This is a genomic window from Phycicoccus sp. DTK01, from assembly GCF_017312765.1.
In the GTDB taxonomy this organism is placed as follows: domain Bacteria; phylum Actinomycetota; class Actinomycetes; order Actinomycetales; family Dermatophilaceae; genus Phycicoccus; species Phycicoccus jejuensis.
Window position 1 is genome coordinate 353,973 of the sequence record NZ_BOPU01000003.1, and the last position, 24,832, is coordinate 378,804.

At 74.8% G+C, this 24,832-nt stretch carries 22 protein-coding genes and 1 riboswitch; of the genes, 9 read left to right on the forward strand and 13 right to left on the reverse strand.

The window, feature by feature from the left end:
- The first annotated feature begins 11 nt into the window (after positions 1–11).
- A complete protein-coding gene (gene eccCa, locus J3473_RS09165) occupies positions 12–3,992 on the forward strand; it encodes a type VII secretion protein EccCa (protein ID WP_207022823.1) in 3,981 nt (1,326 codons plus the stop codon).
- 14 nt (positions 3,993–4,006) lie between these two features.
- A complete protein-coding gene (locus J3473_RS09170; RefSeq protein WP_207022824.1) occupies positions 4,007–4,759 on the forward strand; it encodes a 1-acyl-sn-glycerol-3-phosphate acyltransferase in 753 nt (250 codons plus the stop codon).
- An 84-nt stretch (positions 4,760–4,843) separates the two neighbouring features.
- Here J3473_RS09170 and J3473_RS09175 read toward each other — a convergent pair whose 3' ends face one another.
- From J3473_RS09175 to J3473_RS09205, 7 genes are all read right to left on the reverse strand, one after another.
- Complete coding sequence (locus J3473_RS09175; RefSeq protein WP_207022825.1) at positions 4,844–5,092, reverse strand: hypothetical protein; 249 nt, start codon at positions 5,090–5,092, stop codon at positions 4,844–4,846.
- A 228-nt stretch (positions 5,093–5,320) separates the two neighbouring features.
- Entirely contained in the window at positions 5,321–5,860 is a 540-nt protein-coding gene (locus tag J3473_RS09180; protein WP_030527400.1) for an NUDIX hydrolase family protein, read from the reverse strand.
- Entirely contained in the window at positions 5,857–6,735 is an 879-nt protein-coding gene (locus J3473_RS09185) for an ECF transporter S component (protein ID WP_242525785.1), read from the reverse strand. The genes J3473_RS09180 and J3473_RS09185 overlap by 4 nt, the downstream gene beginning before the upstream one ends.
- Positions 6,732–8,375, reverse strand: coding sequence for an ABC transporter ATP-binding protein (locus J3473_RS09190; protein ID WP_242525786.1), 1,644 nt, complete (start codon positions 8,373–8,375; stop codon positions 6,732–6,734). Before J3473_RS09190 ends, J3473_RS09185 begins: the two co-directional genes overlap by 4 nt.
- A complete protein-coding gene (locus J3473_RS09195; protein ID WP_207022826.1) occupies positions 8,368–9,489 on the reverse strand; it encodes an energy-coupling factor transporter transmembrane component T in 1,122 nt (373 codons plus the stop codon). Before J3473_RS09195 ends, J3473_RS09190 begins: the two co-directional genes overlap by 8 nt.
- A gap of 21 nt (positions 9,490–9,510) precedes the next feature.
- A complete protein-coding gene (locus J3473_RS09200; RefSeq protein WP_207022827.1) occupies positions 9,511–10,386 on the reverse strand; it encodes a hypothetical protein in 876 nt (291 codons plus the stop codon).
- Complete coding sequence (locus tag J3473_RS09205; RefSeq protein ID WP_207022828.1) at positions 10,386–12,014, reverse strand: prenyltransferase/squalene oxidase repeat-containing protein; 1,629 nt, start codon at positions 12,012–12,014, stop codon at positions 10,386–10,388. Before J3473_RS09205 ends, J3473_RS09200 begins: the two co-directional genes overlap by 1 nt.
- Before the next feature lie 110 nt (positions 12,015–12,124).
- Positions 12,125–12,197: riboswitch (cobalamin riboswitch) on the reverse strand.
- Positions 12,198–12,510: 313 nt separating this feature from the next.
- Between J3473_RS09205 and ileS the strand changes: the two genes are divergently transcribed.
- Positions 12,511–15,843, forward strand: a complete 3,333-nt coding sequence (ileS, locus tag J3473_RS09210; RefSeq protein ID WP_207022829.1) for an isoleucine--tRNA ligase — start codon at positions 12,511–12,513, stop codon at positions 15,841–15,843.
- A gap of 115 nt (positions 15,844–15,958) precedes the next feature.
- Positions 15,959–16,528, forward strand: coding sequence for a GNAT family N-acetyltransferase (locus J3473_RS09215; protein WP_242525787.1), 570 nt, complete (start codon positions 15,959–15,961; stop codon positions 16,526–16,528).
- Between the two features lie 73 nt (positions 16,529–16,601).
- Here the strand turns inward: J3473_RS09215 and J3473_RS09220 are convergent, their stop codons facing one another.
- On the reverse strand, positions 16,602–16,979 hold the full coding sequence (locus J3473_RS09220; protein WP_207022830.1) for a rhodanese-like domain-containing protein: 378 nt from the start codon (positions 16,977–16,979) through the stop codon (positions 16,602–16,604).
- Entirely contained in the window at positions 16,976–17,446 is a 471-nt protein-coding gene (locus J3473_RS09225) for a cysteine dioxygenase family protein (protein WP_051750316.1), read from the reverse strand. Before J3473_RS09225 ends, J3473_RS09220 begins: the two co-directional genes overlap by 4 nt.
- Positions 17,447–17,793: 347 nt before the next feature.
- On the opposite strand from J3473_RS09225, the gene J3473_RS09230 reads away from it, so the two are divergent.
- Together J3473_RS09230 and J3473_RS09235 are read left to right on the forward strand one after the other, a co-directional pair.
- Positions 17,794–18,594: a class I SAM-dependent methyltransferase gene (locus J3473_RS09230; protein ID WP_207022831.1), complete on the forward strand. Its 801-nt coding sequence runs from the start codon at positions 17,794–17,796 to the stop codon at positions 18,592–18,594.
- A gap of 34 nt (positions 18,595–18,628) precedes the next feature.
- Complete coding sequence (locus J3473_RS09235) at positions 18,629–20,038, forward strand: folylpolyglutamate synthase/dihydrofolate synthase family protein (protein ID WP_207022832.1); 1,410 nt, start codon at positions 18,629–18,631, stop codon at positions 20,036–20,038.
- A 17-nt stretch (positions 20,039–20,055) separates the two neighbouring features.
- On the opposite strand, the gene J3473_RS09240 is transcribed toward J3473_RS09235, so the two are convergent.
- The 4 genes from J3473_RS09240 to J3473_RS09255 are packed head-to-tail and all read right to left on the reverse strand — an operon-like array spanning position 20,056 to position 23,581.
- Entirely contained in the window at positions 20,056–20,667 is a 612-nt protein-coding gene (locus J3473_RS09240) for a response regulator transcription factor (RefSeq protein ID WP_030527388.1), read from the reverse strand.
- Positions 20,664–21,842: a sensor histidine kinase gene (locus J3473_RS09245; protein WP_242525788.1), complete on the reverse strand. Its 1,179-nt coding sequence runs from the start codon at positions 21,840–21,842 to the stop codon at positions 20,664–20,666. Before J3473_RS09245 ends, J3473_RS09240 begins: the two co-directional genes overlap by 4 nt.
- A 12-nt stretch (positions 21,843–21,854) precedes the next feature.
- Positions 21,855–22,673 (reverse strand): ABC transporter permease, encoded by an 819-nt coding sequence (locus J3473_RS09250; protein ID WP_207022833.1) that lies wholly within the window; start codon positions 22,671–22,673, stop codon positions 21,855–21,857.
- Positions 22,670–23,581 carry an ABC transporter ATP-binding protein gene (locus tag J3473_RS09255; protein ID WP_207022834.1) on the reverse strand — a complete coding sequence of 304 codons (912 nt, stop codon included), beginning with the start codon at positions 23,579–23,581 and terminating at the stop codon, positions 22,670–22,672. The genes J3473_RS09250 and J3473_RS09255 overlap by 4 nt, the downstream gene beginning before the upstream one ends.
- 128 nt (positions 23,582–23,709) lie before the next feature.
- On the opposite strand from J3473_RS09255, the gene J3473_RS09260 reads away from it, so the two are divergent.
- The 3 genes from J3473_RS09260 to ndk are packed head-to-tail and all read left to right on the forward strand — an operon-like array spanning position 23,710 to position 24,824.
- Positions 23,710–23,982, forward strand: a complete 273-nt coding sequence (locus J3473_RS09260) for a hypothetical protein (RefSeq protein ID WP_030527384.1) — start codon at positions 23,710–23,712, stop codon at positions 23,980–23,982.
- Positions 23,979–24,392, forward strand: a complete 414-nt coding sequence (locus J3473_RS09265) for a DUF4233 domain-containing protein (protein WP_030527383.1) — start codon at positions 23,979–23,981, stop codon at positions 24,390–24,392. The genes J3473_RS09260 and J3473_RS09265 overlap by 4 nt, the downstream gene beginning before the upstream one ends.
- Positions 24,393–24,401: 9 nt before the next feature.
- Positions 24,402–24,824 (forward strand): nucleoside-diphosphate kinase, encoded by a 423-nt coding sequence (gene ndk / locus J3473_RS09270; protein ID WP_030527382.1) that lies wholly within the window; start codon positions 24,402–24,404, stop codon positions 24,822–24,824.
- Positions 24,825–24,832: the final 8 nt, after the last annotated feature.

The window sequence follows — 24,832 nt, forward strand, 5'->3', positions numbered from 1 at the left end:
GGGGAAGCAGGATGTCGGTGCCCGCACGCAGCGGCACGCGAGAGAAGGCACCGGAGGTCCCCACGGGACGTCTCGTGCTCCAGCCCCCTCCCGAGATCACCCCGTCCGAGGGCGCGAGCGGCCTGCTGATGCAGGCGGTGCCGATGCTCGGCTCGCTCGGCTCCATCGGCTTCGTGGCCCTGTCGCAGAACGGCGCCCGCGCCTGGCTGACCGCCGGGATGTTCCTCGTCGCCAGCGTCGGGTTCGTCCTCGCGAGCGGCCTGCGGCAGCGCCAGCAGCACGCCGCCGGCGTCCTCGCCGCGCGCCGCGAGTACCTCGCCTACCTGCAGGAGGTCCGCGGCACCATCCGCGACGCCGCCGCCCGCCAGCGCGAGGCGGCCCTGTGGGACTACCCGGACCCCGCGGCGCTCCCGGTCATCGCCGCGGAGGGCACGCGCGTCTGGGAGCGGCAGGTCTCCGACGTCGACTTCCTCCAGGTGCGGATGGGCACGACGTCGCAGCCGCTCTGCCTCGAGCTCGAGCCGCCGGAGACCCCGCCGCTGGCCCAGCTCGACCCCGTCGCCGCCTCGGCCCTGCACCGCCTCCTCTCGACCCACCGGGTCCAGCCCGGCCTGCCGGCCTCGGCGGCGCTGCGGGCGTGGCCGCACGTCGAGGTGACGGGCGACGCCGACCCCGCGCGCTCGCTGGCCCGCTCGCTCGTCCTCCAGGCCGCGATGCAGCACGCCCCCGAGGACCTCGTCGTCGCCGCCCTCGTCTCGCGCGAGGCGCGCGCCGAGTGGGAGTGGCTCAAGTGGCTGCCGCACGCCCTCAGCCCCCGCGAGCACGACGCCGTCGGGCCGGTGCGGCTCGTGGGGGAGTCGGTGCACGACCTCCTGCCGCTCCTGCCCCAGGAGATCGTCGAGCGCCCGCGCTTCGGCCCGAGCGAGCGCGGCGCGCTGCCGCACGTCCTGCTCGTCGTCGACGGCGGGCACGTGCCGCCGGGCAACCCGGTCGTCACGCCGGACGGCGTCCTCGGGGTCACCGTCCTCGACCTGCCGGAGCAGTGGGGCGAGCTCGACTCGGGGACGACGCTGCGCCTCGCGGTCGGCCCGCGCACGACGAGCGGCCCGCGCGCCGGCACCGCACCGCTCGAGGTCATCAGCCTCGCCCGCGGGGTGGCCCACGGGGTCGCCGACCAGCTCTCGACCACGCGCGCCGAGGCCGCCGCCCGCCGCCTCGCGCCGCGGTACACCGCCGACGAGCCCGAGGCGCGCGACGCCCTGAGCGCCTCCACCGAGCTCGTCGACCTCCTCGGCACCGGCGACGTCCGCGACTTCGACGTCGACACCGCGTGGCGCGCGCGACTCCAGCGCGACCGCCTCCGCGTCCCGATCGGCGTCGACGAGAAGGGCCTTCCCGTCGCGCTCGACATCAAGGAGTCGGCGCAGCAGGGCATGGGCCCCCACGGCCTCGTCATCGGCGCCACCGGCTCCGGCAAGTCCGAGCTGCTGCGCACCCTCGTGCTCGCGCTCGCGATGACGCACTCGCCGGAGTCGCTCAACTTCGTCCTCGTCGACTTCAAGGGTGGCGCGACGTTCGCCGGGATGGCCGACATGCCGCACGTCTCGGCCGTCATCACCAACCTCGGGCAGGAGCTCACGCTCGTCGAGCGCATGCAGGACGCGCTCCAGGGCGAGATGACCCGCCGCCAGGAGCTCCTGCGCTCGGCCGGCAACTTCGCCAACGTCACCGACTACGAGCGCGCCCGGGCCGGCGGCGCCGACCTCGAGCCGCTGCCGGCGCTGCTCATCGTCGCCGACGAGTTCTCCGAGCTGCTCGCCGCCAAGCCCGAGTTCGCCGACCTCTTCGTCGCCATCGGCCGCCTCGGCCGCTCGCTCTCGATGCACCTGCTGCTCTCGTCGCAGCGCCTCGAGGAGGGCCGCCTGCGCGGGCTCGAGTCGCACCTGTCCTACCGGATCGGTCTGCGCACCTTCTCGGCCGGCGAGTCCCGCACCGTCATCGGCGTGCCGGACGCCTACGAGCTGCCGCCGGTCCCCGGGCTCGGCTACCTCAAGCCGGACCAGACGACCCTGACGAAGTTCAAGGCCGCGTACGTCTCCGGCCCGCCGAAGGGCCGCCGGCGCCGCGCCGCGAGCGAGCCCGGCGGTGGCGGCCCGTCCGAGATCCTCCCGTACACCCTCGCCCCGGTCGCGGCCGGACGGCGCGCACCGGTCGAGCCCGCGGCCCCGGCGCCCCAGGAGGCCGCCGAGGAGCGCGCGGTCTTCGACATCGCCGTCTCGCGGATGAAGGGCCACGGCCGCCCCGCCCACCAGGTGTGGCTGCCGCCGCTCGACGTCCCGAACTCGATGGACCAGCTCTTCGGCGACCTGCGCGAGGACCCGCAGCTCGGGCTCACGAGCCCGTCGTGGCGGGCGCGCGGCGACTACGTCCTGCCCGTCGGCATCGTCGACCGGCCGCTCGAGCAGCGCCGCGAGCTGTTCGTCCTGCGCCTCGGCGGGGCCGGCGGCCACGTCGCCGTCGTCGGCGGACCGCGCTCCGGCCGCTCGACGTTCGCCCGCACGCTCGTCACGGCCATCGCCCTGACGACGACCCCGCTCGAGAGCCAGGTCTACGTCCTCGACTTCGGCGGCGGCACGTTCACGCCGATGGCCAAGCTCGCCCACGTCGCGGGCGTGGCCAACCGCAGCGAGCCCGAGGTCGTCCGCCGGCTCGTCGCCGAGATCCGGGGCATCGTCGACGCCCGCGAGGCCTACTTCCGCGCCAACGGCATCGACTCGATCGAGACCTACCGACGGCGACGGGCCGAGGGCCGGGTCGACGACGGCTACGGCGACGTCTTCCTCGTCGTCGACGGCTGGCCCACGGTGCGCGCCGAGTTCGACGAGCTCGAGGGGCAGATCACCGAGCTCGCCGGCCGCGGCCTGACCTTCGGCGTCCACGTCGTCCTCACGACCTCGCGCTGGATGGACTTCCGCAACCAGATCCGCGACGTCCTCGGCACCCGCGTCGAGCTGCGCCTCGGCGACCCGACCGACTCCGAGGTCGACCGGCGCGTCGCCGCCAACGTCCCCAAGGGGCGCCCCGGCCGCGGCCTGACGATGACCAAGCACCACTTCCTCGGCGGCATCCCGCGGATCGACGACCGCGGCAGCGTCGACGACCTCGGCGACGGGGTCGAGGACCTCGTCACGCGCGTCAACGCGGCCTGGCAGGGTCCGCGCGGCCCCAAGCTGCGCCTGCTGCCCGAGGAGATCACGCTCGACGCCGTCCGCGAGCTCGCCGGCCCCGACGACCGCCGGCTGCTGCTCGGCGTCGACGAGGCCAACCTCGCCCCGATCGGCCTCGACCTCGCCGAGGAGCCGCACCTCTACCTCCTCGGGGACGGCGACAGCGGCAAGACCGCGTTCCTGCGCACCGTGGCCCACGAGGTGGCGCGCCTGCACACCCCGGACGAGGCGAAGCTCTTCGTCGTCGACTACCGGCGTGGCCTGCTCGGCGAGCTGCCCGAAGCGCACGTCGGCGAGTACCTGACGACCGAGGAGCAGACCGTCGGGGCGGTCGAGGGCATCACGGAGTTCCTGCGCACCCGCCTGCCCGGCCCGGACGTGACCCCCGAGCAGCTGCGGGCCCGCTCGTGGTGGAGCGGCGCCGAGGTCTACTTCCTCGTCGACGACTACGACCTCGTCGTCACCTCGTCCGGCTCGCCGCTGCGGCCGCTCGTGCCCCTGCTCGCGCAGGCCGGTGACGTGGGTCTCCACCTCGTCGTCACCCGGCGCAGCGGTGGAGCCTCGCGGGCGCTCTTCGAGCCGGTGCTCCAGAGCATCCGCGACCTCGGCAGCCCAGGCATCCTGCTCTCGGGCAGCCCGGACGAGGGGATGCTGATCGGCCGCGTCAAGGCGTCGCCGCAGCCGCCCGGCCGCGCGCGCATCGTCTCGCGGGACCTCGGCGACCAGGTGTTCCAGACCGCCTGGCAGCCTCCTCGTCACCGCTGACCTAGGCTGCCCGCATGGAGCCCGTGTACCGCCCCGTCATCCACGCGGCCAAGACCCTGTTCTTCCTCCAGGGCACCCGCTTCACCATCACCGGTGAGGAGAACGTGCCACGCACGGGTGGCGCCGTCATGGCGATCAACCACACGTCCTACCTCGACTTCATGTACGCCGGCCTGCCGGCGTGGCCCCACCGCCGCTACGTGCGGTTCATGGCCAAGAAGTCGATCTTCGTCCACGGTGTCGCGGGGCCGCTCATGCGCGGGATGCACCACATCCCCGTCGACCGGCACAACGGCGGCGAGGCGTTCCGGCTCGCCGTCGGCGCGCTCAAGGCCGGCGAGATCGTCGGCGTCTTCCCCGAGGCGACGATGTCGCGCTCCTTCGAGCTCAAGGAGTTCAAGCCGGGCGCGGTGAAGATGGCGCAGGTCGCCGGCGTGCCGGTCCTGCCGACGACGATCTGGGGCGGGCACCGGGTCTGGACCAAGGACCACCCCAAGCGGATGGGCCGGGCCCACATCCCCGTGCACATCGCGGTCGGGGAGCCGATCGTCCTCGAGCGCCGCGAGGACGTCACCGCGGCGACCGCGCGGGTCAAGGCGGCGATGCAGGCGCAGCTCGACGTGCAGCAGGCGGCCTACCCGGCGCTGACCGGCGACGAGCTCGTCTACCTGCCGGCGCGCCTCGGCGGCACCGCACCGACGCTCGAGGCCTCGCACGAGGCCGACGAGCAGGACATGCGCCGCACCCGCGACAAGTTCACCGGCTGACCCCGGCTGCGCGCAGGAGGTCCCGCGGCTCCCTCATGCTGTGCGGCGTCGCGAAAGGTTCTGCGTGTGCGAGTGTCCGGGGCGTCAGCCGGCGCCGGTCGGCGCGCGCGCGACCAGTCCTGCCACCAGGCCGACGACGAGACCGAGCACCATCGAGGGCGCCCCCACCTCGAGGACGGCGAACCAGGCGGTCGGCGGGTAGGCCAGCAGCCCCAGCACCAGGCCCACCGTGGCGCCCAGCAGCCCGAGGCCGATGGCGCCGGCCACGGCCAGGCTGACCGGCCGCGGCAGCGCCCCGACGGCGAGCGCCGTCTCCGTCCCGTGCCGGGTCATGGGCCCAGTGTGGACCGCGCCGGGCAGGAGCGGAAGACCGATGGCGAAGGACCGGAATCCCGGCGGCACGCAGGAGCTCTCGCGGCTCCCGGATGCTTCCCGGCGGCGCGGGAGGTCCTGCGCGCCCGAGCATCCGCGCCGTCACGGTGACGACGCGGAACCTCCACAGGGACGCGGATGCATCCCCGTCCCGCCGGAGCAACCGCGCCGCGGGTGTGACCCAGCGGGTCAGACGGAGTGGCCGAGGTGGGCGAGCGCCTGCCGCAGGAGGACGCCGTGGCCGCGGTCCATCTCGGCCTGCACGCCCGGGTCGAGCGCCTGCGCCGGAGTCAGCCACGTGAGGTCGAGCGCGTCGTTCTGCGGGGCGCAGTCACCGGCCACGGGCACGACGAACGCGAGCGACACCGCGTGCTGGCGCGGGTCGTGGAAGGGCGTGACGCCGGGCGTCGGGAAGTACTCGGCCACCGTGAACGGCTGGGGAGCCACCGGGATGCGTGGCAGGGCCACCGGGCCGAGGTCCTTCTCGATGTGGCGCAGCAGCGCGTCGCGGATGCGCTCGTGGTGCAGGACACGGCCCGAGACGAGCTCGCGGCAGACGCGGCCCTCGTCGTCGAGGCGGAGCAGCACGCCGAGAGCGGTGACCTCGCCGCGGTCGTCGACCCGCACCGGCACGGCGTCGACGTAGAGGATCGGCAGCTTCTCGCGCGCCGAGTCGAGCTCCTCGCGGCTCAGCCAGGCGGGGTCGCGGTCGAGCTCGAGGGGGTTCATGGAGGCGATTGTGCCAACTCTCCCGGCGCCCGCGACCGGGGGCTCGCCGGGGCGTCGGCGTCGCCCGCCTCCTCGAACGCCACGGGCGCCTCGAACGCGGCCCGCCGGGCGGCCCGGCGCAGCGCCCCGAGCACGGGCCGGGCGGTGACCGAGACGAGGACGACGTTGGTCAGGGCGCGCCCGAGGTCCCAGCCGAGGCTCGTCGCGAGGCTGAAGACGACGAACCGGTGGAGGTTCTCCAGCAGGGGCGCCCCCGCGACGAACGACAGCCCGCCACCGGTGCCGGTCGAGAACGGCCAGAACGACAGGTTGAGCAGGAACCCGTAGGCGAGGCCGGCGAGCGCCCCGTAGCCCGCGAGCAGGGCCACCTCGGCCTTGCCGCGCGCCCTCGGCAGGAGGCCGGCGCCCATCCCGACCCACGCGGCGCCGAGCATCTGGAAGGGCAGCCACGGGCCGACGCCGCCGGTGATGAGGGCCGACGCGAAGAGCGTGACCGCACCCTGGACGAACCCGAACCCGGCGCCGAAGACGCGCCCGCCGAGGACGAGCAGGAAGAAGACGGTCTCGAGCCCGGCGGTGCCGGCACCGAGCGGACGCAGGGCGGCGCCGACGGCCGAGAGCACCCCGAGCATCGCCACCGCCTTGACGTCCATCCCGCCCTCGGCGATCTCGGCGAGGACGACCGCGAGCAGCAGCGGCAGGACGAGGGCGAAGACCAGCGGGGCGTCGGCCGAGTGGGCCAGGCCCGAGGACGGGTCGACGAGCAGCGGCCAGCCGAACGCGACGAGGCCGGCGAGGCTGACGAGGGCGACCGCCACGGTCGAGCGCGGCCGCATCCGGATGGCGCGCCCGGGGCGGGCCTCCGCGGCGCTCACCGGGCACCCGCCGGGAGCGCGGTCCGGACGGCGTCGACGGTCAGCCACGGGCCCGGGCGCAGGACCTTGGCGACCTGCGGCGCGAACGCGGGGGAGGAGACGACGACCTCGGCGGTCGGGCCGTCGGCGACGACCTCGCCGGCGGCCATGACGACGACGCGGTCCGCCACCTCGGCGACGAACTCGACGTCGTGGGTCGCGACGACGACGGCCCGGCCGCGGGCGGCGAGGTCGCGCAGGGTGGTCGTCAGGGCGGCCTTCGCGGTGGGGTCGAGGCCGCGCGTCGGCTCGTCGAGGAGCAGAACGGGCGGGTCGGCCGTCAGCTGCACGGCGAGCACGAGGGCGAGCTTCTGCCCCTCGGAGAGGTCGCGCGGGTGCCGGTCGGCCGGGATGCCCGGGGCCAGCCGGGCAAGGAGCCCGGCGCACGTCCCCGCGGGGACGGAGCTCTCACGGTCGGCCTGCGTGCACTCCCCGCCGACGGTGTCGAGGTAGAGCAGGTCCGTCGCGGTCTGCGGCACGAGCCCGACCACGGCCCGCCGGCGGGCCGGCGAGAGCTCGGACGGCTCGACGGGGGTGCCCGAGGGACGGGCCACCTCGACCCGGCCCGACGTCGGCCGCGTCGAGCCCTGGAGGGCCCACAGGAGGCTCGACTTGCCCGAGCCGTTGCGCCCCATGAGGGCGGTGACCTCGCCCGTGGCCAGGCCGAGGTCGACCCCGGCGACGGCGATGACGTCGCCCGGGTGGCGCACGACGACTCCGGCGGCGCGCAGGACGGGGGCCCCGCCCGGATGTTCCTCGACCGCAGGGTCAGGCGCGTCGGCCAGCTCCGCCCGCAGGCCCCGGGAGGCCCGCCGGGCGTCGCGCACCGACAGGGGCAGCGGGCGCCATCCGGCCCAGCGGCCGAGCTCGACGACGGGCGAGGCGATGTCGCTCCACCGCATGACCTCGGCCGGCTCGCCGTCGCGCACGACCCCGCCGGCGCCGACGTGCAGCACGCGGTCGGCGTAGTGGAGCACCCGCTCGACCCGGTGCTCGGCGACGACGACCGTGACCGCGAGGTCGTGGACGAGCCGGGTGATCGTCGCGAGCACCTCCTCGGCGCCGGTGGGGTCGAGGGCCGAGGTCGGCTCGTCGAGGAGGATGACGCGCGGGTGGGCGGTCAGCACCGAGCCGATGGCGACCCGCTGCTGCTGCCCGCCGGAGAGCTCGCGCAGGTTCGCGCCGCGCAGCTCGGGGATGCCGAGGACGTCGAGCGTCTCCTCGACGCGCTTGCGCATCGTCGTCGCCGAAAGGCCGAGCTGCTCCATGCCGTAGGCGAGCTCCTCCTCGACGGTGTCGGTGACGAAGCCGGCGAGCGGGTCCTGGCCGACGACCCCGACGAGGTCGGCGAGGTCGCGCGGTCGGTGCTCGCGGGTGTCGCGGCCGTGGAGCAGCACGCGCCCGCGCAGGGTGCCGCCGGTGAAGTGCGGCACGCGCCCGCACATCGCGCCGAGCAGGGTCGACTTGCCCGAGCCGGTCCGCCCGACGACGAGCGCGAGCTCGCCCTCCTCGACGACGAGGTCGACGTCGCGCAGGACGGGGGCGTCGGCGCCGGCGGGGGTCACCGAGACCGACTCGAGGACGATGGCCTGGTCAGACACCGGCCACCTCCCGGGCGCCGCGTACGGGCACGCGCGAGGGCGGGCGCGGCGGCTCGGGGGTGAGGAACGACGGGAGGGCGGCGACGAGCAGCCCGACGACGGCGAGCAGGGGGAGCGCGGGGACGCCCAGCGGCTCGAGCGGCATGGCCAGGGCGTCCGGGGTGGTGCGGCCGACGACCGTGAGCACGGCGGCGGGCACGACGCCGCAGGCGACGGTCAGCCACTCGGGGCCGCCCCAGGTGTCGGGTCGGTAGGTGGTGGTGCGCACGTGGCGTCCGCCGAGCCAGAGCCCGGTCAGCGCGAGACCGAGGCCGACGACGAGCGACGGGGTGCCCATGAGCGTCGGCGTCGAGGCGTCGAGGATGCCGTAGAGGCCGACGGCGGTGAGCAGCAGCCCGAGGAGGGTGACCGCTCCCGTCACGAGGCGCTGCCGTGGGGCGGCGGTGCCGCTGCGGCCGTAGCCGCGCGAGTCCATCGCGGCGGCCAGCAGCAGGGATCGCTCGAGGGTGTCCTCGAGCACCGGCAGGGCGATGGCGGGGACGGCCCGGATGCCCTTGCGCGTCTCACCGCGCAGGTCGCGGGCGCGCCGTACCCGCTGCACCGACTCCGCGAGCTGCGGTGCGACGGAGACCGACACGACGACCGCGGCGCCGACCTCGTGCAGGGCGGTGGGCAGGCTGCGCAGCAGGCGCTTGGGGTTGGCGAGGGCGTTGGCCGCCCCGATGCACGCGATGATGACGGCGAGCCGCAGGCCCAGCGTCGCGGCGCCGAGCAGCCCCTCGAGGTAGACGTCGCCGCCGACCTGGATGCCCGCCGCCCACGACGGCAGCGTCGCCTCGGGCAGCGGGAGGACGCGGAGGGTGCCGAACTTCAGCCCCACGGCGACGTGGAGGACCACGCGCACGACGATGATCGCCAGCCCGAGCCACAGGTAGAGCCGGAAGGCCCGGGCCCACGGCGAGGACCCACGGCGGGCCGAGACCACGAGGGCCGCGACGGCGAGCGCGAGGAGCAGCAGCAGCGGGTTGGTCACCGCGCTGACGGCCACGGCGAGCCCGATCGCCCATCCCCACCAGGCGCCCGGGTGGACGGCGCGGGGGAGCGATCGGGTCACCGTGGCATCATCCCAGCCGGCTCAGGACGCGCGACGGCGCGAGACCCACACGGCGCCGCCGCCGACGAGCAGGACGAGCGCCGCGCCCACGGCGAGCGTGCCGAGGCCGCCGCCGTCGGAGGCCTCGGCGCTGGTCGGCGCCGCGGCGAGGCTCGGGGCGTCGGACGGGTCGCTGCCGGGGGTCGCGGCCGCGGTCGCCGAGGGGGAGGCCGACGTCGTCGGTGCGCCGGTGGGGGTCGCCGACGCCGAGGGGGCCTTCGTCGCCGAGGGCTTCTTCGCCGTCGAGGACGACGCCGACGGGGACGCGCCCTTGCTGGTCGAGGAGCCCGAGGTCGCCGACGAGCCCGACGTCGTGCGCGGCGCGCTCGTGGTCCTCCTCGGGGTGGAGGTGGGCTTGCTGGTCTTCTTCGGCGTGGAGGTCGGCTTCGGGGTCGACGTCGCCGTCTTCGCGGGCGGGGCCGTGCCGGGGGCGCCGCCGGAGCCGAACTTCCAGCCCTCGACGCTGCCCGGCTTCGGGTCGTAGGAGCCCGCGCCGAGGCTGCTGTAGCTCCACGAGCCGCCGCGCGAGGCGTGGAAGTACGCCCAGTACGCCGACGCAGGAGGGGTGTTGACGCACCCGGCCGAGCTCGGGGCGCCGTTGATCCGGCAGACGAAGCCCGGCTGCCGCTGGACCTGGGTGACCGAGAAGCCGGCCTTGGCGAGGGCGTCGAGGCCGCTCGTCGGGTCCCCCGGGGCGCAGGCCACGGTCGTCGAGGAGCCGAAGTCGACGACGACGGTGACACCGGTCGTGCCGGAGCACGCGGCGGCCGACGCCGGGGCCGCCGCCGCGACGACCCCGGCGGTGGCCAGGGACGCCGCGGCGGTGACCGCGAGGAGGCGGGCGAGGAGGCGACGCATCAGGCGTGCGCCCCCCGACGGCCGCGCGAGAGGGCGACGGCGACGCCGCCGAGGACGAGCAGGACGAGCCCGACGAGCACCGGGACGAGCGGCTCGGACCCGGTCTGGGCCAGCGACCCGGTCGGCCCCGCCGCGACCGGGTCGGTGGTCGAACCGCCACCGGAGCCCGCGGTGCCGGTCGGGTCGCTCGTGGAGCCACCCGTCGAGGTCGGGGCGGAGGTGGAGGTGGCGGACCCGGACGGGCTGGCCGTCGGCGAGGCCGACGCGCAGGCGAGGTCCGGGGCCTCGGCGTCCGCGCCGCGGGCGGTCACGGAGCCGAGCGGGGTGCCGGCGAGGGCGAGGAGCGCCTGCGAGGTGGAGCGGCGGTCCTGGTCGCCCGGGGTGGCGTCCTGGCCCGCGGTGCGCTGCGCGTCGTAGGCGGCCTGGTCGTAGGCGATGCCACCGCGCAGGGCCGTGGGGAAGGTGCAGCCGTACTGCAGGCCGGTCAGGTAGCCGACGGCGGCACGGGCCTGCGCGGAGCGGCCCCCGGCGAGGAAGGCCTGGCCGGCGAGCCCGGTGCTGTTGGCGTTGACCGCGGCGGTCGGGCCGGCACCGCCGACGGCGCCGTCGGCGTTCTGGCGCCCGGCGAGGTAGTCCAGGGCGTCGGACACGGCCGAGGACGCGCCACCGACCGCCACGAGGGCCTGGACGGCCATCGCCGTCGCGTCGGGGTCGGCGTTCGCGGCGTCGGTGCACCCGGCGTCGGTCATGTCGAGGGCGAACCCGCCACCCGGGCACTGCTGCGCGAGAAGGTAGGCGCGCGCGTCGGCGCTGACGGTGGCGCCCGCACGGTGCAGGCCGATCAGCGCGAAGGACTGCCCGAAGACGTTCGAGTAGTCACCCCACGGCGACTGGTCGGCGAAGCGGCCCTGTGCGTTCTCCAGGCCCTCGAGCGTGTCGACGAGGTCCCAGCCGCCGAAGGCGGTCGGGTCGACGCCCTGGGCGACCGCGACGTTGAGCAGCTTGGCGACCGAGCCGGCGTAGACGTCGTCGACGGTCGTCGGGTCGCCATCGTCGTAGCTGGCGTAGTTCTTGACGTTGTCGGCGAGGTACTGGGTCGCCAGGGTCGCCTCGTCCTGGCCGGTGCCGGCGGCCGCGAGGGCGAGCACCGCGTCGGCGGTCACGCCGTAGTCGGCGTACAGCGTCCCGGCCACGTCGACGGAGAAGTGGTGCCCGCCGTCGCGCAGCTGCTCCTCGAGGTAGTTGGCGCCGACGAGCACGGGGTTCGTGGAGGTGGCAGGACCCTGGGCGGCCGCGACGCCGTAGCGGCGGGCGTCGCCACCGGGGACGAGACCGGTCGGGGCCTCGTCGGTGGGGGAGGCCGAGGGCTTCGGCGAGGCGGGCGTCGTGGCCGACGGGCTCGGCTCGGCGGTCGCGGTGGCCGAGGGGCTCGGCTCGGCGGTCTCCGAGGGGCTCGGCGACGCGGAGGCGTCCGGCGTCGTGGTGGCCGACGGCGAGCTCGTGGCAGTGGCGGACGGGGAGGGGGACGCGTCGTCGGCGTGCGCCACGGCGGGCGCGCCGACGAGCGCTGCGGAGAGCAGCAGGGCCCCGAGCGCGCGGGCGCCGGGACGGAGCGTGGTGGGGGACATGGGGCCTTCCTGAGCGGTTCGTGACGAACGCCCGACCCACCGGGACACCCCGGCACCCGGGCTCCGTCCCGCATTCCTCGACGGGTGTGATGGAGCCGCTCGCGCCCGCTGGGCATTCCGACTCGCCACCCTCGCGGGTGACCTACGGCTGCGGGACAGTGCCGGACTTCGACCGGCTTCCCCCAGGCGGGTGCGTGTGGTGTCGCGCTCACGTGCGACGCGGTGAGCCTACCCCCACGGGACGTCGGCGGGTACCACGCACCCGGCCCCGGTATCATCGGGCCCACAGGCGCTCGAGCCGTCATCAGCGGTGAGCCTCCGGAAGAACGGGACGCGAGTCCTCACTAGACCCGGACGTCGGGGTCACGTCACGACCTGGTGCAAGAGCGGTCGCCCTCCGGGGCGGCAAGCGAGGTGGTACCGCGGTGGTGCCCGGTCAGCAGCCGGAGCCGTCGTCCTCGACCCCACGAGTCGACGACCCGCAGGAGCAGCCCCGATGACCTACCCCAAGGTGTCCACCACCGGCGACCACACCGGTGCGGCCTTCGGCGTCCCCGCCAGCCCGCGCCTCCCGGAGGTCGAGGAGGCGGTGCTCGCGCACTGGGCGGCCGACGACACCTTCCGGGCCTCGGTCGAGCAGCGCGACGCGGGGGAGCGCGGCGAGAACGAGTTCGTCTTCTACGACGGCCCGCCCTTCGCCAACGGCCTCCCGCACTACGGCCACCTCCTGACCGGCTACGTCAAGGACGTCGTCCCGCGCTACCAGACGATGAAGGGCAAGCGCGTCGAGCGGCGCTTCGGCTGGGACACCCACGGCCTCCCGGCCGAGCTCGAGGCGATGCGCCTCAACGGGATCAAGACGACCGACGAGATCCTCGAGCTGGGCATCGAGAAGTTCAACGCGGCCTGCCGCGAGTCGGTCATGAAGTACACCGGCGAGTGGCGCGACTACGTGACCCGTCAGGCGCGCTGGGTCGACTTCGACCACGACTACCGCACGATGAACGCCGACTACATGGAGTCGGTCATCTGGGCCTTCAAGTCCCTGTACGACAAGGGCTACGTCTACGAGGGCTTCCGCGTCCTGCCGTACTGCTGGAACGACGAGACGCCGCTGTCCAACCACGAGCTGCGGATGGACGACGAGGTCTACCAGAACCGGCAGGACCCGTCGGTCACCGTCGGCTACCTCCTCGACGACACCGGCGCCGACCCGGTCCTCGACGGCGCGCACCTGCTCGTCTGGACGACGACGCCGTGGACGCTGCCGAGCAACCTCGCGGCGATGGTCGGCTCCGACATCGAGTACGTGGTCGTCGAGGCGCCCGTCCCCGGCACCGACCGCACGGCCCGCTACGTCCTCGCCGACGCGCGGCTGGAGGCGTACAAGCGCGAGCTCGCCTCCGCCGAGGGCGAGTTCACCGTCGTCGGCCGCTACCAGGGTGCCGACCTCGTGGGCCGTACGTACACCCCGCCGTTCAGCTACTACGCCGGCCACGCCAACGCCTTCCGCATCGTCGCGGCCGACGACGCCGTGACCACCACCGACGGCACCGGCGTCGTCCACACCGCCGGCGCCTTCGGTGAGGTCGACAAGGAGGTGACCGACCGCGAGGGCATCGAGGCGGTCATGCCGGTCGGCAAGGACGGCCGCTTCACCGCGCCGGTCACCGACTACGAGGGCATCCAGGTCTTCGACGCCAACGCGCTCGTCATCGACCACCTCAAGGCCGCGACCCGCGGCGAGGGCGCGACCGGTGCGGTCTCGCCCGGCACGGTGCTGCTGCGCCGCGAGTCCTACGACCACAGCTACCCGCACTGCTGGCGCTGCCGCGAGCCCCTCATCTACAAGGGCGTGGAGTCGTGGTTCGTCGAGGTCACCGCCGTCAAGGAGCGGATGGTCGAGCTCAACCAGCAGATCACCTGGACGCCCGAGCACGTCAAGGACGGTCAGTTCGGCAAGTGGCTCGAGAACGCGCGCGACTGGTCCATCACGCGGAACCGGTTCTGGGGCAGCCCGGTCCCGGTCTGGAAGTCGGACGACCCGGCGTACCCGCGGATCGACGTCTACGGCTCGTTCGAGGAGCTCGAGCGCGACTTCGGCGATCTCCCGCGCGACCGCGACGGCAACCCCGACCTGCACCGCCCGTTCGTCGACGAGCTGACCCGGCCCAACCCCGACGACCCGACGGGCCGCTCGACGATGCGCCGCGTCGAGGACGTCCTCGACGTCTGGTTCGACTCCGGCTCGATGTCGTACGCGCAGGTGCACTACCCGTTCGAGAACGCGGACTGGTTCGCCGGCACCGAGACCGAGGACGCGCACTTCCCGGCGGACTTCATCGTCGAGTACATCGGGCAGACGCGGGGCTGGTTCTACACGCTGCACGTCCTCGCGACGGCGCTCTTCGACCGGCCGGCGTTCCGCTCGTGCATCAGCCACGGCATCGTCCTCGGCAACGACGGCCAGAAGATGAGCAAGTCGCTGCGCAACTACCCGGACGTCCGCGAGGTCTTCGACCGCGACGGCGCCGACGCGATGCGCTGGTTCCTCATGTCGAGCCCGATCCTGCGCGGCGGCAACCTCGTCGTCACCGAGGAGGGCATCCGCGAGGGCGTCCGGCAGGTCATCCTCCCGCTCTGGAACGTCTGGTACTTCTTCTCGCTCTACGCCAACGCCGCGAACGGCGGCGCGGGGTACGAGGCGCGCTGGTCGACGGCATCCACGGACCCGCTCGACCGCTACCTGCTCGCGAAGCTGCACGACCTCGTCGGCACGGTCGAGGCGCAGATGGACGCCTCCGACGTCCCCGGCGCGAGCGAGTCGGTCCGGCAGTTCGTCGACGTGCTGACCAACTGGTACATCCGGCGGTCGCGAGAGCGGTTCTGGGACACCGGGTCCGGCGACTCCCCAGCCGCGGAGCAGGCGTTCGACACGCTCTACACGGCGCTCGAGGTCCTCACCCGCGTGGCGGCGCCGCTCCTGCCGCTCGTCACCGAGGAGGTCTGGCGCGGGCTGACCGGCGGCCGCTCGGTGCACCTCGCCGACTGGCCCGCCGCGGCCGACCTGCCGGCCGACGACGCGCTCGTCGCCGCGATGGACCAGGTGCGCGCGGTGTGCTCGACCGGCTCGTCGCTGCGCAAGGCCGAGGGCCTGCGCGTCCGCCTGCCGCTGCGCGAGCTGACCGTCGTGACGGCCGACCCGGAGGGCTTCGCGCCGTTCACGGCCATCGTCCGGGACGAGCTGAACGTCAAGGGCGTGACGGTCCTCGACGTGGCCGAGGCGCACGAGTCCGACTTCGGCATCTCGCAGCGCCTCACGGTCAACGCCCGCGCGGCCGGACCGCGCCTCGGCCGCGACGTGCAGACCGCCATCAAGGGCTCGAAGTCCGGCGACTGGTCGGTCGCCGACGACGGCACCGTCACCTCCGGCGGGCTGGCGCTCGTCGAGGGCGAGTACACGCTCGAGACGGTCGTCGAGGGCGGCGCCGGCGGCTCGCTGGCGACGGCGATGCTGCCCGGCGGCGGCTTCGTCGTCCTCGACACCGAGGTGACGCCCGAGCTCGCCCGCGAGGGCATCGCGCGCGACCTCGTGCGCGCCGTGCAGCAGGCCCGCAAGGACGCCGGGCTCGAGGTGTCGGACCGCATCCTCCTCGAGGTGTCGGGCGACCCCGAGGTCGACGCCGCGGTCGAGGCCCACGGCGCGCTCGTCGCGGGCGAGACGCTGGCCGAGCGGGTCGACGCGCTCGACTCGCCCGACGGCGAGCGGGTCGCGGTCGTCACGGTCGGCGACGGCCACACGGCGCACGTGCGGGTCACCCGCCGGTGACCCTGCCGGCCGGCCGCTTCTCCACGGGTCCCACGCGTATCGGGTCACCCGATACGGCCGCGCTCCACCCGGGAACGGTTCCGGGGTGAAGCGCGGCGGACCCGGGGAGAGCGGCGTGGACGGCGCCGACGACGGCCCGCACTCCGTGCTGACGTGGCCCGTGGTCCCACCGGCCGCCGGACGGGTCCGGTTGCGAGGGTTCCGGGACGCCGACCTCCCGATGGTGCTCGACCTCGCCACCGACCCCTACGTGCCGGTCATCTCGACGCTGCCTGCCGGGGCCGACGAGGCGGATGCCCTCGCCTACCTCGAGCGGCAGCACGGGCGCCTCGGGGAGGGGCGCGGGTTCAGCTTCTGCGTGGCCTTCGCGGACACCGACGAGGCGGTCGGCACCGCCGGGCTGTGGGTCGACGACCTCGGGCACGGGCGCTTCCGGGCCGGCTACACCGTCGCGCCGTCGTGGCGGGGCCGCGGCCTGGCGACGGACGCGCTGCGGGCACTGACGACGTTCGCGTGGAGCGTCGAGGTGGCGCACCGCGTCGAGCTGTACGTCGAGCCGTGGAACACCGCCTCCCTCGTGGTGGCGGAGCGGAACGGCTACGTCCGCGAGGGGCTGCTGCGCGACCACCACCGCCTCGGCGACGAGTGGCGGGACATGGTCCTGCTGGCCGCCGTCCGGCCCTGACCCCGGCCCCCCTTCCCCGCCTCGAGTGCGGAGGTGGTTGTCCGGGCGACCACCTCCGCACTCGAATCGCAGGTCAGCGCTCTGGGAGGCCCGCGGCGCGCCACGCCGCGAAGCCGCCGTCGACGTCGGCGGCCCGCAGCACCCCCACGTCGCGCAGTGCGGCGGCGGCCAGCGAGGAGGTGTACCCCTCCTGGCAGATGACGACGACGCGCAGGTCGTCGCTCGCGATGGGCAGCGCGGCGTCGTTCGTCGGGTCGAAGCGCCACTCCAGGACGTTGCGCTCCACGACGAGCGCGCCCTCGGGCTCGCCCTCCTCGGCGCGCTGCGCGGCCGGCCGGATGTCGACGAGCACCGCCTCGCCGGCGGCGAGCTCGGCGTGCGCCTGCGCCGGGGTCAGACGCTCGATGCGGTCGCGCGCCGCGGAGAGCAGGAGGTCGACGCGGCTGGTCACCAGGCCTCCGCGGTGCGGGTGACGACGGGCTGCAGCACCCCGTCATGCTCCTCGTAGTCGGTCATCGACGCCAGCCGCGGGGCGTACACGTGCAGCGACACGGCCGGGTCCGGGCCCTCGTTCGAGACGCGGTGGACGTACTGCGCCCCGAACCCGTGCGCGTCGCCGCGCCGGTGGACGCGCCGCAGCCCGCGGACGAGCCCGTGCGCGGCGGTCCGTTCCACGAGCGCGCCCTGGAGGACGACGAAGGCGCCCGCGCTGCCGCCGTGGTCGTGCCACTCGGTGTGCTGACCCGGGAGCCACGTGAGCAGCCAGGCCTCGTGCCCCTCGGTTGCGAGCAGGCGCCGGTAGTAGCGGCGCGCGGGGTCGAAGTCGACGGCGGGCCGCCACAGGGCGGGATCGGTGGCGAGCCGGCGGGCGGCCTCGAGGGGGGTGGTCAGGGTTCGGGGTCGGGAGATGACGGTCATGGCGGATCCTTCGGGTGGCGGTGCGTGCGGGAGGGGCCGTCACGGCGCGCGAGGGCGCGGCCGCTCGACGGCGATCGGTGGGGGAGGTCGGGCGTGCGGAGCGGTCAGCGCGGACAGCGACGACCCGCCGGCACGGGCGCCGGGGAGCAGGTCGACGATCGGGGCGAGCTCATGCGACGACCGTAGATGAAAAAGCAACGGTTATGCAATCCATAACCAACTGTTGTCTTGTGTGGCGTCCTCGTGGCGACCCGCCCGTCGGCGAGGGCTGTCGCCGCGCCGGTGCTCGGGCGTAGCGTGACCGGTTGCCCACGGACGCGCCCGCGCCCCGCCGGCGAGGAGGAGCCATGGCCAGCGACGAGGTGGACGGTGCCCGGACCTTCCGGCAGCCGGGCGAGGTCTACGACCGCTTCATGGGCAGATACTCCCGGGCGCTGGCCCCCGTCTTCGCCGACGCCGCCGGCGTGGCAGCGGGGCAGCGCGCCCTCGACGTCGGCTGCGGTCCGGGCGCCCTGACCGAGGTGCTCGTGGACCGGCTCGGGGCTGCGGCCGTCACCGCCGTCGACCCGTCCCCGCCGTTCGTCGCCTCATGCCGCGGGCGGTGCCCGGGCGTCGACGTGCGTGAGGGGCGGGCCGAGGCGCTGCCGGTCGACGACGGGACCCACGACGTCGCCCTCGCGCAGCTCGTCCTGCACTTCGTGAGCGAGCCCACCGCGGCCGCCGCCGAGATGGTCCGCGTCGTGCGCCCGGGCGGGACGGTGGCCGCCTGCGTCTGGGAGTTCTCGGCCGGGATGGAGATGCTCCGCCTCTACTGGGACGCCGCCCTCGACGTCGACCCCGAGGCCCCCGACGAGGCACGCACCCTCCGGTTCGGGCGGCCGGGCGAGATCGCCGACCTCTTCTCGGCGGCCGGGCTGGGCGAGGTCGAGGAGAGCGTGCTGGCCGTGTCGTCGACCTACGCGGACGTCGACGAGCTCTGGACTGGCTTCCTCGCGGGCATCGGACCGGCGGGCAGCCACCTCCTCGGCCTGCCCGAGGAGCAGCGCGCCCGGGTGCGCGCCGGCGTCGAGCAACGCCTCGGCGGGACGGGTGGGCCGTTCACGCTCGGCGCGACCGCGCGCTGCGCGGTGGCCCGCCGCCCCGCGTGAGCGGGCACCGGCCGGTTCCCGGGGCGGCCGTGGGATGCGGGAGGATGGGCGGGTGAGCCCTGCACCCGACGCCGCCCAGCGCGAGGCCGCGCACGCCCTCGAGGTCCGCAAGCGCCTGCGCGAGGTCGAGGAGGCCATCCTCTCCCGCGCGCCCGAGCACGACCTCCAGCCCTCGCTCGACCGCATCGCGGCCGTCATGGAGCTCGTCGGCGACCCGCAGCGCACCTTCCCGGTCGTGCACGTCACCGGCACCAACGGCAAGACCAGCACCGCGCGCATCATCGAGTCGGTGCTGCGCGAGATGGGCCTCAAGACAGGCCGGTTCACCAGCCCGCACCTGCACTCGATGCTCGAGCGGATCGCGGTCGGGGGTCGCCCGGTCGACGCCGAGCGCTTCCTCGCCGCCTACGACGACGTCATCCCGTTCGTCGAGATCGTGGATGCGCGCTCGGCGGCCGAGGGCGGCCCGCGGATGACGTACTTCGAGGTCCTCGTCGCGGTCGCCTACGCGGCGTTCGCCGACCTGCCCGTCGACGTCGCCGTCGTCGAGGTCGGGATGGGCGGCGCGTGGGACGCCACCAACGTCGTCGACGCCCCGGTGTCCGTCATCACGCCGATCGACGTCGACCACCGGCACTTCCTCGGGGACACGCCGGCCGAGATCGCGCAGGAGAAGTCCGGCATCATCAAGGCCGACGGCATCGCCGTGTCCGGCGTGCAGGACGACCGCGACGCGGCCGAGGTCCTCGTCGACCGCGCCGCCGAGGTCGGTGCGCGGATCGTGTTCGAGGGCAACGACTTCGGAGTCACGACACGCGAGGTCGCGGTCGGCGGTCAACAGCTGTCGCTCAAGGGTCTCGCCGGCGAGTACCCCGACCTGTTCCTGCCGCTGCACGGCGCCCACCAGGCGCAGAACGCCGCCGTGGCCGTCGCCGCCGTCGAGGCGTTCGTCGGGGGTGGCGAGCAGGCGCTCGACGTCGAGGTCCTGCGCGCCGGTCTCGCCGCGGTCGACTCGCCCGGCCGCCTCGAGATCGTCCGTCGCAGCCCGACCGTCCTCGTCGACGCCGCCCACAACCCCGCCGGTGCCCGGGCGCTGCGCGACGCGATGTCGGACGCGTTCACCTTCGTCAAGCTCGTCGGGGTCGTCGCCGTCATGGCCGACAAGGACGCCGCCGAGATGCTCGAGGTCCTCGAGCCGCTGCTCGACGAGGTCGTCGTCACCCGCAACACCTCGCCCCGCTCGATGCGCCCGCGCGAGCTCGGCGAGCTGGCGGCCGAGATCTTCGGCGAGCACCGCGTCACCGTCGTCGACGACCTGCCGGACGCACTCGACCGGGCGGCGGGCCTCGCCGACGAGGGCGGCGTCGCCGGCGGCGTCCTCGCCACCGGCTCGGTCGTCACGGCCGCCGAGGTGCGGATGCTCCTCGGCACCACCGACGTCTGACCGCCGGCAGCGCGGCCTCAGAGCCAGCCGGCCTCGCGGGCGACGCGCACCGCGTCGGCGCGGTTGCGTGCCGTGGTCTTGCCGATGACGGAGCTGAGGTGGTTGCGCACCGTGCCCTCCGAGAGGTGCAGGGTCCGGGCCAGCTGCGCGATGGTCGCGCCCGACTCGGCGGCCCGCAGCACCTCGGTCTCGCGCGGGGTGAGCGGGGAGTCGCCGAGCGCCAGGGAGTCCGCGGCCAGCGCCGGGTCGACGACCCGCAGCCCGGCGTGCACGCGCCGGACGGCATCGGCCAGGGCGTGGGCCGGGGTGTCCTTGACGACGAACCCGGACGCGCCGGCCTGCATCGCCCGGCGCAGGTAGCCCGGCCGGCCGAAGGTCGTGACGACGAGCACCCGCACGTCGGGGTGGCGCTCGCGCAGCAGCGCGGTGGCGTCGATGCCGTCACCACCGGGCATCTCGACGTCCATGAGCACGACGTCGGGCGTGGTCTCGGCGACGATGCGGGCGACGTGCTCGCCGTCCTCGGCCTGGCCGACGACCTCGAGGTCGGGCTCGAGGTCGAGCAGCGCGGCGAGGGCGCCGCGCACGAGGGCCTGGTCGTCGGCGAGGACGACGCGGATGGGGGTCACGAACGGCTCCCGGTGTCGGTGGCGGAGACGACGATCTCGAAGCCGCGGGGCTCGAGGCGGCGTGCGGTGAGGACGGCGCCGGCGGTGCGCGCTCGTTCGGCGAGCCCGCGCAGACCGTGGCCGGCCGAGCGGGCGGCGGGACCTCCGGGCGGCACCCGTCCGTCGTCGGCGAGGCGCAGGCCGCCGTCGTCGATGGTGACCCGGCAGGTGCTCGCCCCGCTGTGCCGGATGACGTTCGTGACGCCCTCGCGGACGGTCCACGCGTAGAGCTCGCGCAGGTCGGGGGCGACCCCGTCGACCCGGCGCGGCAGGTCGGCCTCGATGCCCGCTGACGACAGCGCGGCCCGTGCGCGGGCGATCTCGCCGGCGAGCGAGATCTCGCGGAAGCCCTCGACCGCCCCGCGGACGTCGGCCAGCGCCTCACGGGCGAGCGACTCGACCTCCTCCACCTCGGCCTTCGCGCGGGCCGGGTCGAGGTCGACGAGCCGGGCCGCGAGCTCGGCCTTGACCCGGATGACGGTGAGCGAGTGGCCGAGGATGTCGTGCAGGTCGCGGGCGACCCGGTTGCGCTCGTCCTCGACGGCGAGGCGGGCGTTCTCGCGCTGGGCCTCGGCGAGGTCGCGCGAGCGGCGGACGGCCACCATCCCGCTCGTGATGGCCAGCACCGCGAAGGCGATGGCGAAGCTCAGGCTGTTGTCGCGCTCCCACCCCGGGACCCGGTGTGCGAGAACCTCGTAGAGCGCGGCGAGACCGACCGCGATGACGTAGGGGACCCAGCCGCCGAAGGTCCACATCGCCGACACGGCGACGAAGACCCAGGTCGCGGTGGCCGTCTGCCCGATGACGAGCACGCAGCCGGCCGACAGCGCGGAGAGCAGGGCGAAGCGCAGGGCGCGCGGCCACGGGCCGCCCTCCGGCGTCGTGACGCCCGACCGCGAGACGCCCGGCAGCGGGGAGACGACGTAGTGCCACACGTAGACGACGACGAAGAGCGCGAGCAGGCCGACGCCGGCCACCCGGTCCGCCCCGGTCGTCCGCCACGCGGTGACGAGGGGCTCGAGGAGGTAGACGACCCAGATGAGCCCGATGAGCCGCCGCGCGACCCCCGCCGACGCCGGGACCGGCGCGACGAGGTCGTCCTCGTCCCGCCGGCTCGCCCAGGGCCGCCCCGTCACGCTCACAGGGTGTCAGACCCGGTCGGTGTCACGGCGGAAGCGCCACACGGCTCCCGCGACGAACAGCGCACCCCAGACGACGAGGTCGAGCACCCAGGAGACGTGGAAGGCGTCGTGCGTGCCGGCGGTGGTCAGCGTCAGGGGCCAGTGGGCCAGCTGACTCAGGCCGTAGATCGGGGTGTACTGCGCGATCTGCCCGTAGAGGGAGTCGGTCGGGAGCGGTCCCGAGAACAGCCCGCCGAGGATGGCGAGGACGGCGAGCAGGGGCCCGAGGAACTGCATCGCGTTCTCGCTGGGCAGCAGGTAGCCCATGAAGAGCCCGAAGGCGGCGAAGACGAGCGACCCGACGACGATGACGAGCGCCATCTGCCACCACGGCGCGAGCCGGGTGAGGTGCGCGGTCCCGGTGGCGGCGCCGACGGCGAAGGTCACCAGCGTGGCGCAGGTGCCGAGCACGACGGCGACGAGCATCTTGACGAGGACGTGCGACACCGGTCGGGCCGGGGTGAGCCGCAGCTGCCGGCTCCACCCGGCCGCGCGCTCGATCGAGACCGACGCGCCGGCCGACGTCGAGGCCATCACCGCGCCGTAGACCGCCATGCTCGCCATGACGTAGGCGCCGACGTTGGCGACGGCGTGCGGTCCGAGCACGTCGTCCTGGCCGGTGATCTGGCTGCCGATGAAGACGAGCATCACCGCGGGGAAGACGAAGGTGAACACGAGGACGCGGCGGTTGCGCAGGAGCCGGCGCAGCTCGATGCGCAGCACGGTCGGGTTGAGCAGGGGGCGGCGCGGGGCCGGTCGGGCCGTCGACGTGGGCAGGGCGGTCATCGGGGGAGTCCTTCGGTCGTCGGGGCGGTGGCGTCCTCGCTGGTGAGCGCGACGAACGTGTCCTCGAGGCGCCGGCCGGCGATCTCGAGGTCGCGGGCGGCGGTGGTGGTGAGCAGGTGCCGGGCGAGGGCGTCCGAGTCGGTGCTCACGACGGAGATCGCGGCGCCGCGCACCTCGACCTCGACGACGCCCGGCAGCGCCCGCAGCGCGTCGGCGTCGGCGCCGGGCAGGGTGGCCCGCACGACGCGGCCCGCGCTCATCGCACCGAGCTCGGCCGGCGTGCCGTCGGCGACGACCCGTCCGCCGCGGACGACGACGACGCGGTCGGCCCAGGTCTCGGCCTCCTCGAGGTAGTGCGTCGCGAAGACGACGGTGCGCCCCTGCGCGGCGTCCGCGTGGATGGCCTGCCAGAAGGCGCGGCGGGCGGAGACGTCCATCCCGGTCGTCGGCTCGTCGAGGACGACGAGCTCGGGGTCGGGCACGAGCGCCATCGCGAAGCGGGTGCGCTGCTGCTCGCCGCCGGAGCAGTCCTTGATGCGGCGGCCGGCGATCGCGGTGACGCCCGCGGCCTCGAGCGCCTCGTCGACCGGCCGCGCGGACGGGAAGAGCGCGGCGGTGTACTCGACGCTCTCGCGGACCGTCAGGTCCTTGAGGAGGCCGCCGGACTGCAGCACCGCCGAGACGAGACCCCGGTCGACGGCCTCGCGCGGGTGCATCCCGAAGACGGAGACGTCGCCGTCGCTCGGCGTGCCGAGGCCGAGGACGAGGTCGATCGTCGTCGACTTGCCGGCGCCGTTCGGGCCGAGCAGCGCGACGACCTCGCCCTGGCCGATCGTGAGGTCGATGCCGTCGACGGCGCGCACGTCGCCGAAGTGCTTGCGGAGTCCCCTGAGGGTGATCGCGTCCATGGCCACGACCCTCCCGTGGGCGGTGGCCGGACGCCTCGGTCGGCCGTCACGAGAGCGCCGTGACGTCCGCGCGCGTCGGTGTGTGACGGATGTCAGGGCCTCCCGGCGGGCTCGCCTACGCTGGACGCATGACCCTGCTCAAGCTCGTGCTGATCGTGGCCGCGCTCGTGGCCGTCTGGTACGTCGTCCGGGCGGTGCGCGCGCAGCAGGGCGGCGCCGACGTGACGTTCACCCCGGTGGAGGAGCTCTCGGCGGACGTGCGGCAGGTCATCGACGCCTCGCTCGCGCAGGGGCAGGCGGTCGCGGCGATCAAGCACTACCGTGCGGCGACCGGAGCGAGCCTCGCGCAGTCCAAGGCCGCGGTCGAGACCTACAGCTGGAAGAGCGGCGGGCCTCGATGAGGCGCCTGCACCTCTACGGGCAGCAGGGCAAGCTGACGTTCCGTCTCTTGGCGGTCGTCCTCGTCGGGCAGGCGATCGTGCTGTCGTTCTTCGCGCTCGTCGCCCGCGCGCAGGCCATCGCCGACGGGCGTCCCGACGACGGCAGCCGCCTGCTGTGGGTCGGGATGGGGCTGGCGCTCGCGGCGGTCGTCGCCGGTGGCCTGATGCGCCGTCCGTACGGCATCACCCTCGGCTGGCTCGTCCAGCTCGCGACCTGGCTGAGCGCGGTGCTCGTCCCCGCGATGATCGGGGTCGCCGTCGTCTTCACGGCGCTGTGGGTGCTGCTGCTCGTCCAGGGGGTCAAGGCGGACGCGCTCGTCGCCCGGCACGAGGCCGAGGTGGCCGCCGGGGGCGCGGTCGCCGCCGACTAGGCTGGGCGCGTGACCACCGAACGCTCCCTCGTCCTCGTCAAGCCCGACGGCTACGCCCGCGGCCTCACCGGGGAGGTCCTGCGCCGCATCGAGGCCAAGGGCTACCGCCTCGCCGCGCTCAAGGTCGTCAGCCCGACGACCGACATGCTGCACCGCCACTACGCCGAGCACGAGGGCAAGCCGTTCTTCGAGCCGCTCGTCGAGTTCATGTCCTCCGGCCCCGTGACGGCGGTCGTCATCGAGGGCGAGCAGTGCATCGCGGGCTTCCGCTCGCTCGCCGGCGCCACCGACCCGACGAAGGCCGCGCCCGGCTCGATCCGCGGCGACCTCGGCCGCGACTGGGGCGCCAAGGTGCAGAAGAACATCGTCCACGGCTCGGACTCCCCGGAGTCGGCCGCCCACGAGATCGGCATCTGGTTCCCCGAGCTCTGAGCCCCACG

Bases quoted from the DNA above. Each gene is read 5' to 3' on its own strand.
- J3473_RS09255 (WP_207022834.1), bottom strand. From the start codon at position 23,581: ATGGACGCGATCACCCTCAGGGGACTCCGCAAGCACTTCGGCGACGTG.
- J3473_RS09200 (WP_207022827.1), bottom strand. From the start codon at position 10,386: ATGCGTCGCCTCCTCGCCCGCCTCCTCGCGGTCACCGCCGCGGCGTCC.
- J3473_RS09175 (WP_207022825.1), bottom strand. From the start codon at position 5,092: ATGACCCGGCACGGGACGGAGACGGCGCTCGCCGTCGGGGCGCTGCCG.
- J3473_RS09265 (WP_030527383.1), top strand. From the start codon at position 23,979: ATGAGGCGCCTGCACCTCTACGGGCAGCAGGGCAAGCTGACGTTCCGT.
- J3473_RS09250 (WP_207022833.1), bottom strand. From the start codon at position 22,673: ATGACCGCCCTGCCCACGTCGACGGCCCGACCGGCCCCGCGCCGCCCC.
- J3473_RS09225 (WP_051750316.1), bottom strand. From the start codon at position 17,446: ATGACCGTCATCTCCCGACCCCGAACCCTGACCACCCCCCTCGAGGCC.
- J3473_RS09260 (WP_030527384.1), top strand. From the start codon at position 23,710: ATGACCCTGCTCAAGCTCGTGCTGATCGTGGCCGCGCTCGTGGCCGTC.
- J3473_RS09230 (WP_207022831.1), top strand. From the start codon at position 17,794: ATGGCCAGCGACGAGGTGGACGGTGCCCGGACCTTCCGGCAGCCGGGC.
- J3473_RS09170 (WP_207022824.1), top strand. From the start codon at position 4,007: ATGGAGCCCGTGTACCGCCCCGTCATCCACGCGGCCAAGACCCTGTTC.
- J3473_RS09180 (WP_030527400.1), bottom strand. From the start codon at position 5,860: ATGAACCCCCTCGAGCTCGACCGCGACCCCGCCTGGCTGAGCCGCGAG.
- J3473_RS09235 (WP_207022832.1), top strand. From the start codon at position 18,629: ATGCGGGAGGATGGGCGGGTGAGCCCTGCACCCGACGCCGCCCAGCGC.
- ileS (WP_207022829.1), top strand. From the start codon at position 12,511: ATGACCTACCCCAAGGTGTCCACCACCGGCGACCACACCGGTGCGGCC.
- J3473_RS09205 (WP_207022828.1), bottom strand. From the start codon at position 12,014: ATGTCCCCCACCACGCTCCGTCCCGGCGCCCGCGCGCTCGGGGCCCTG.
- eccCa (WP_207022823.1), top strand. From the start codon at position 12: ATGTCGGTGCCCGCACGCAGCGGCACGCGAGAGAAGGCACCGGAGGTC.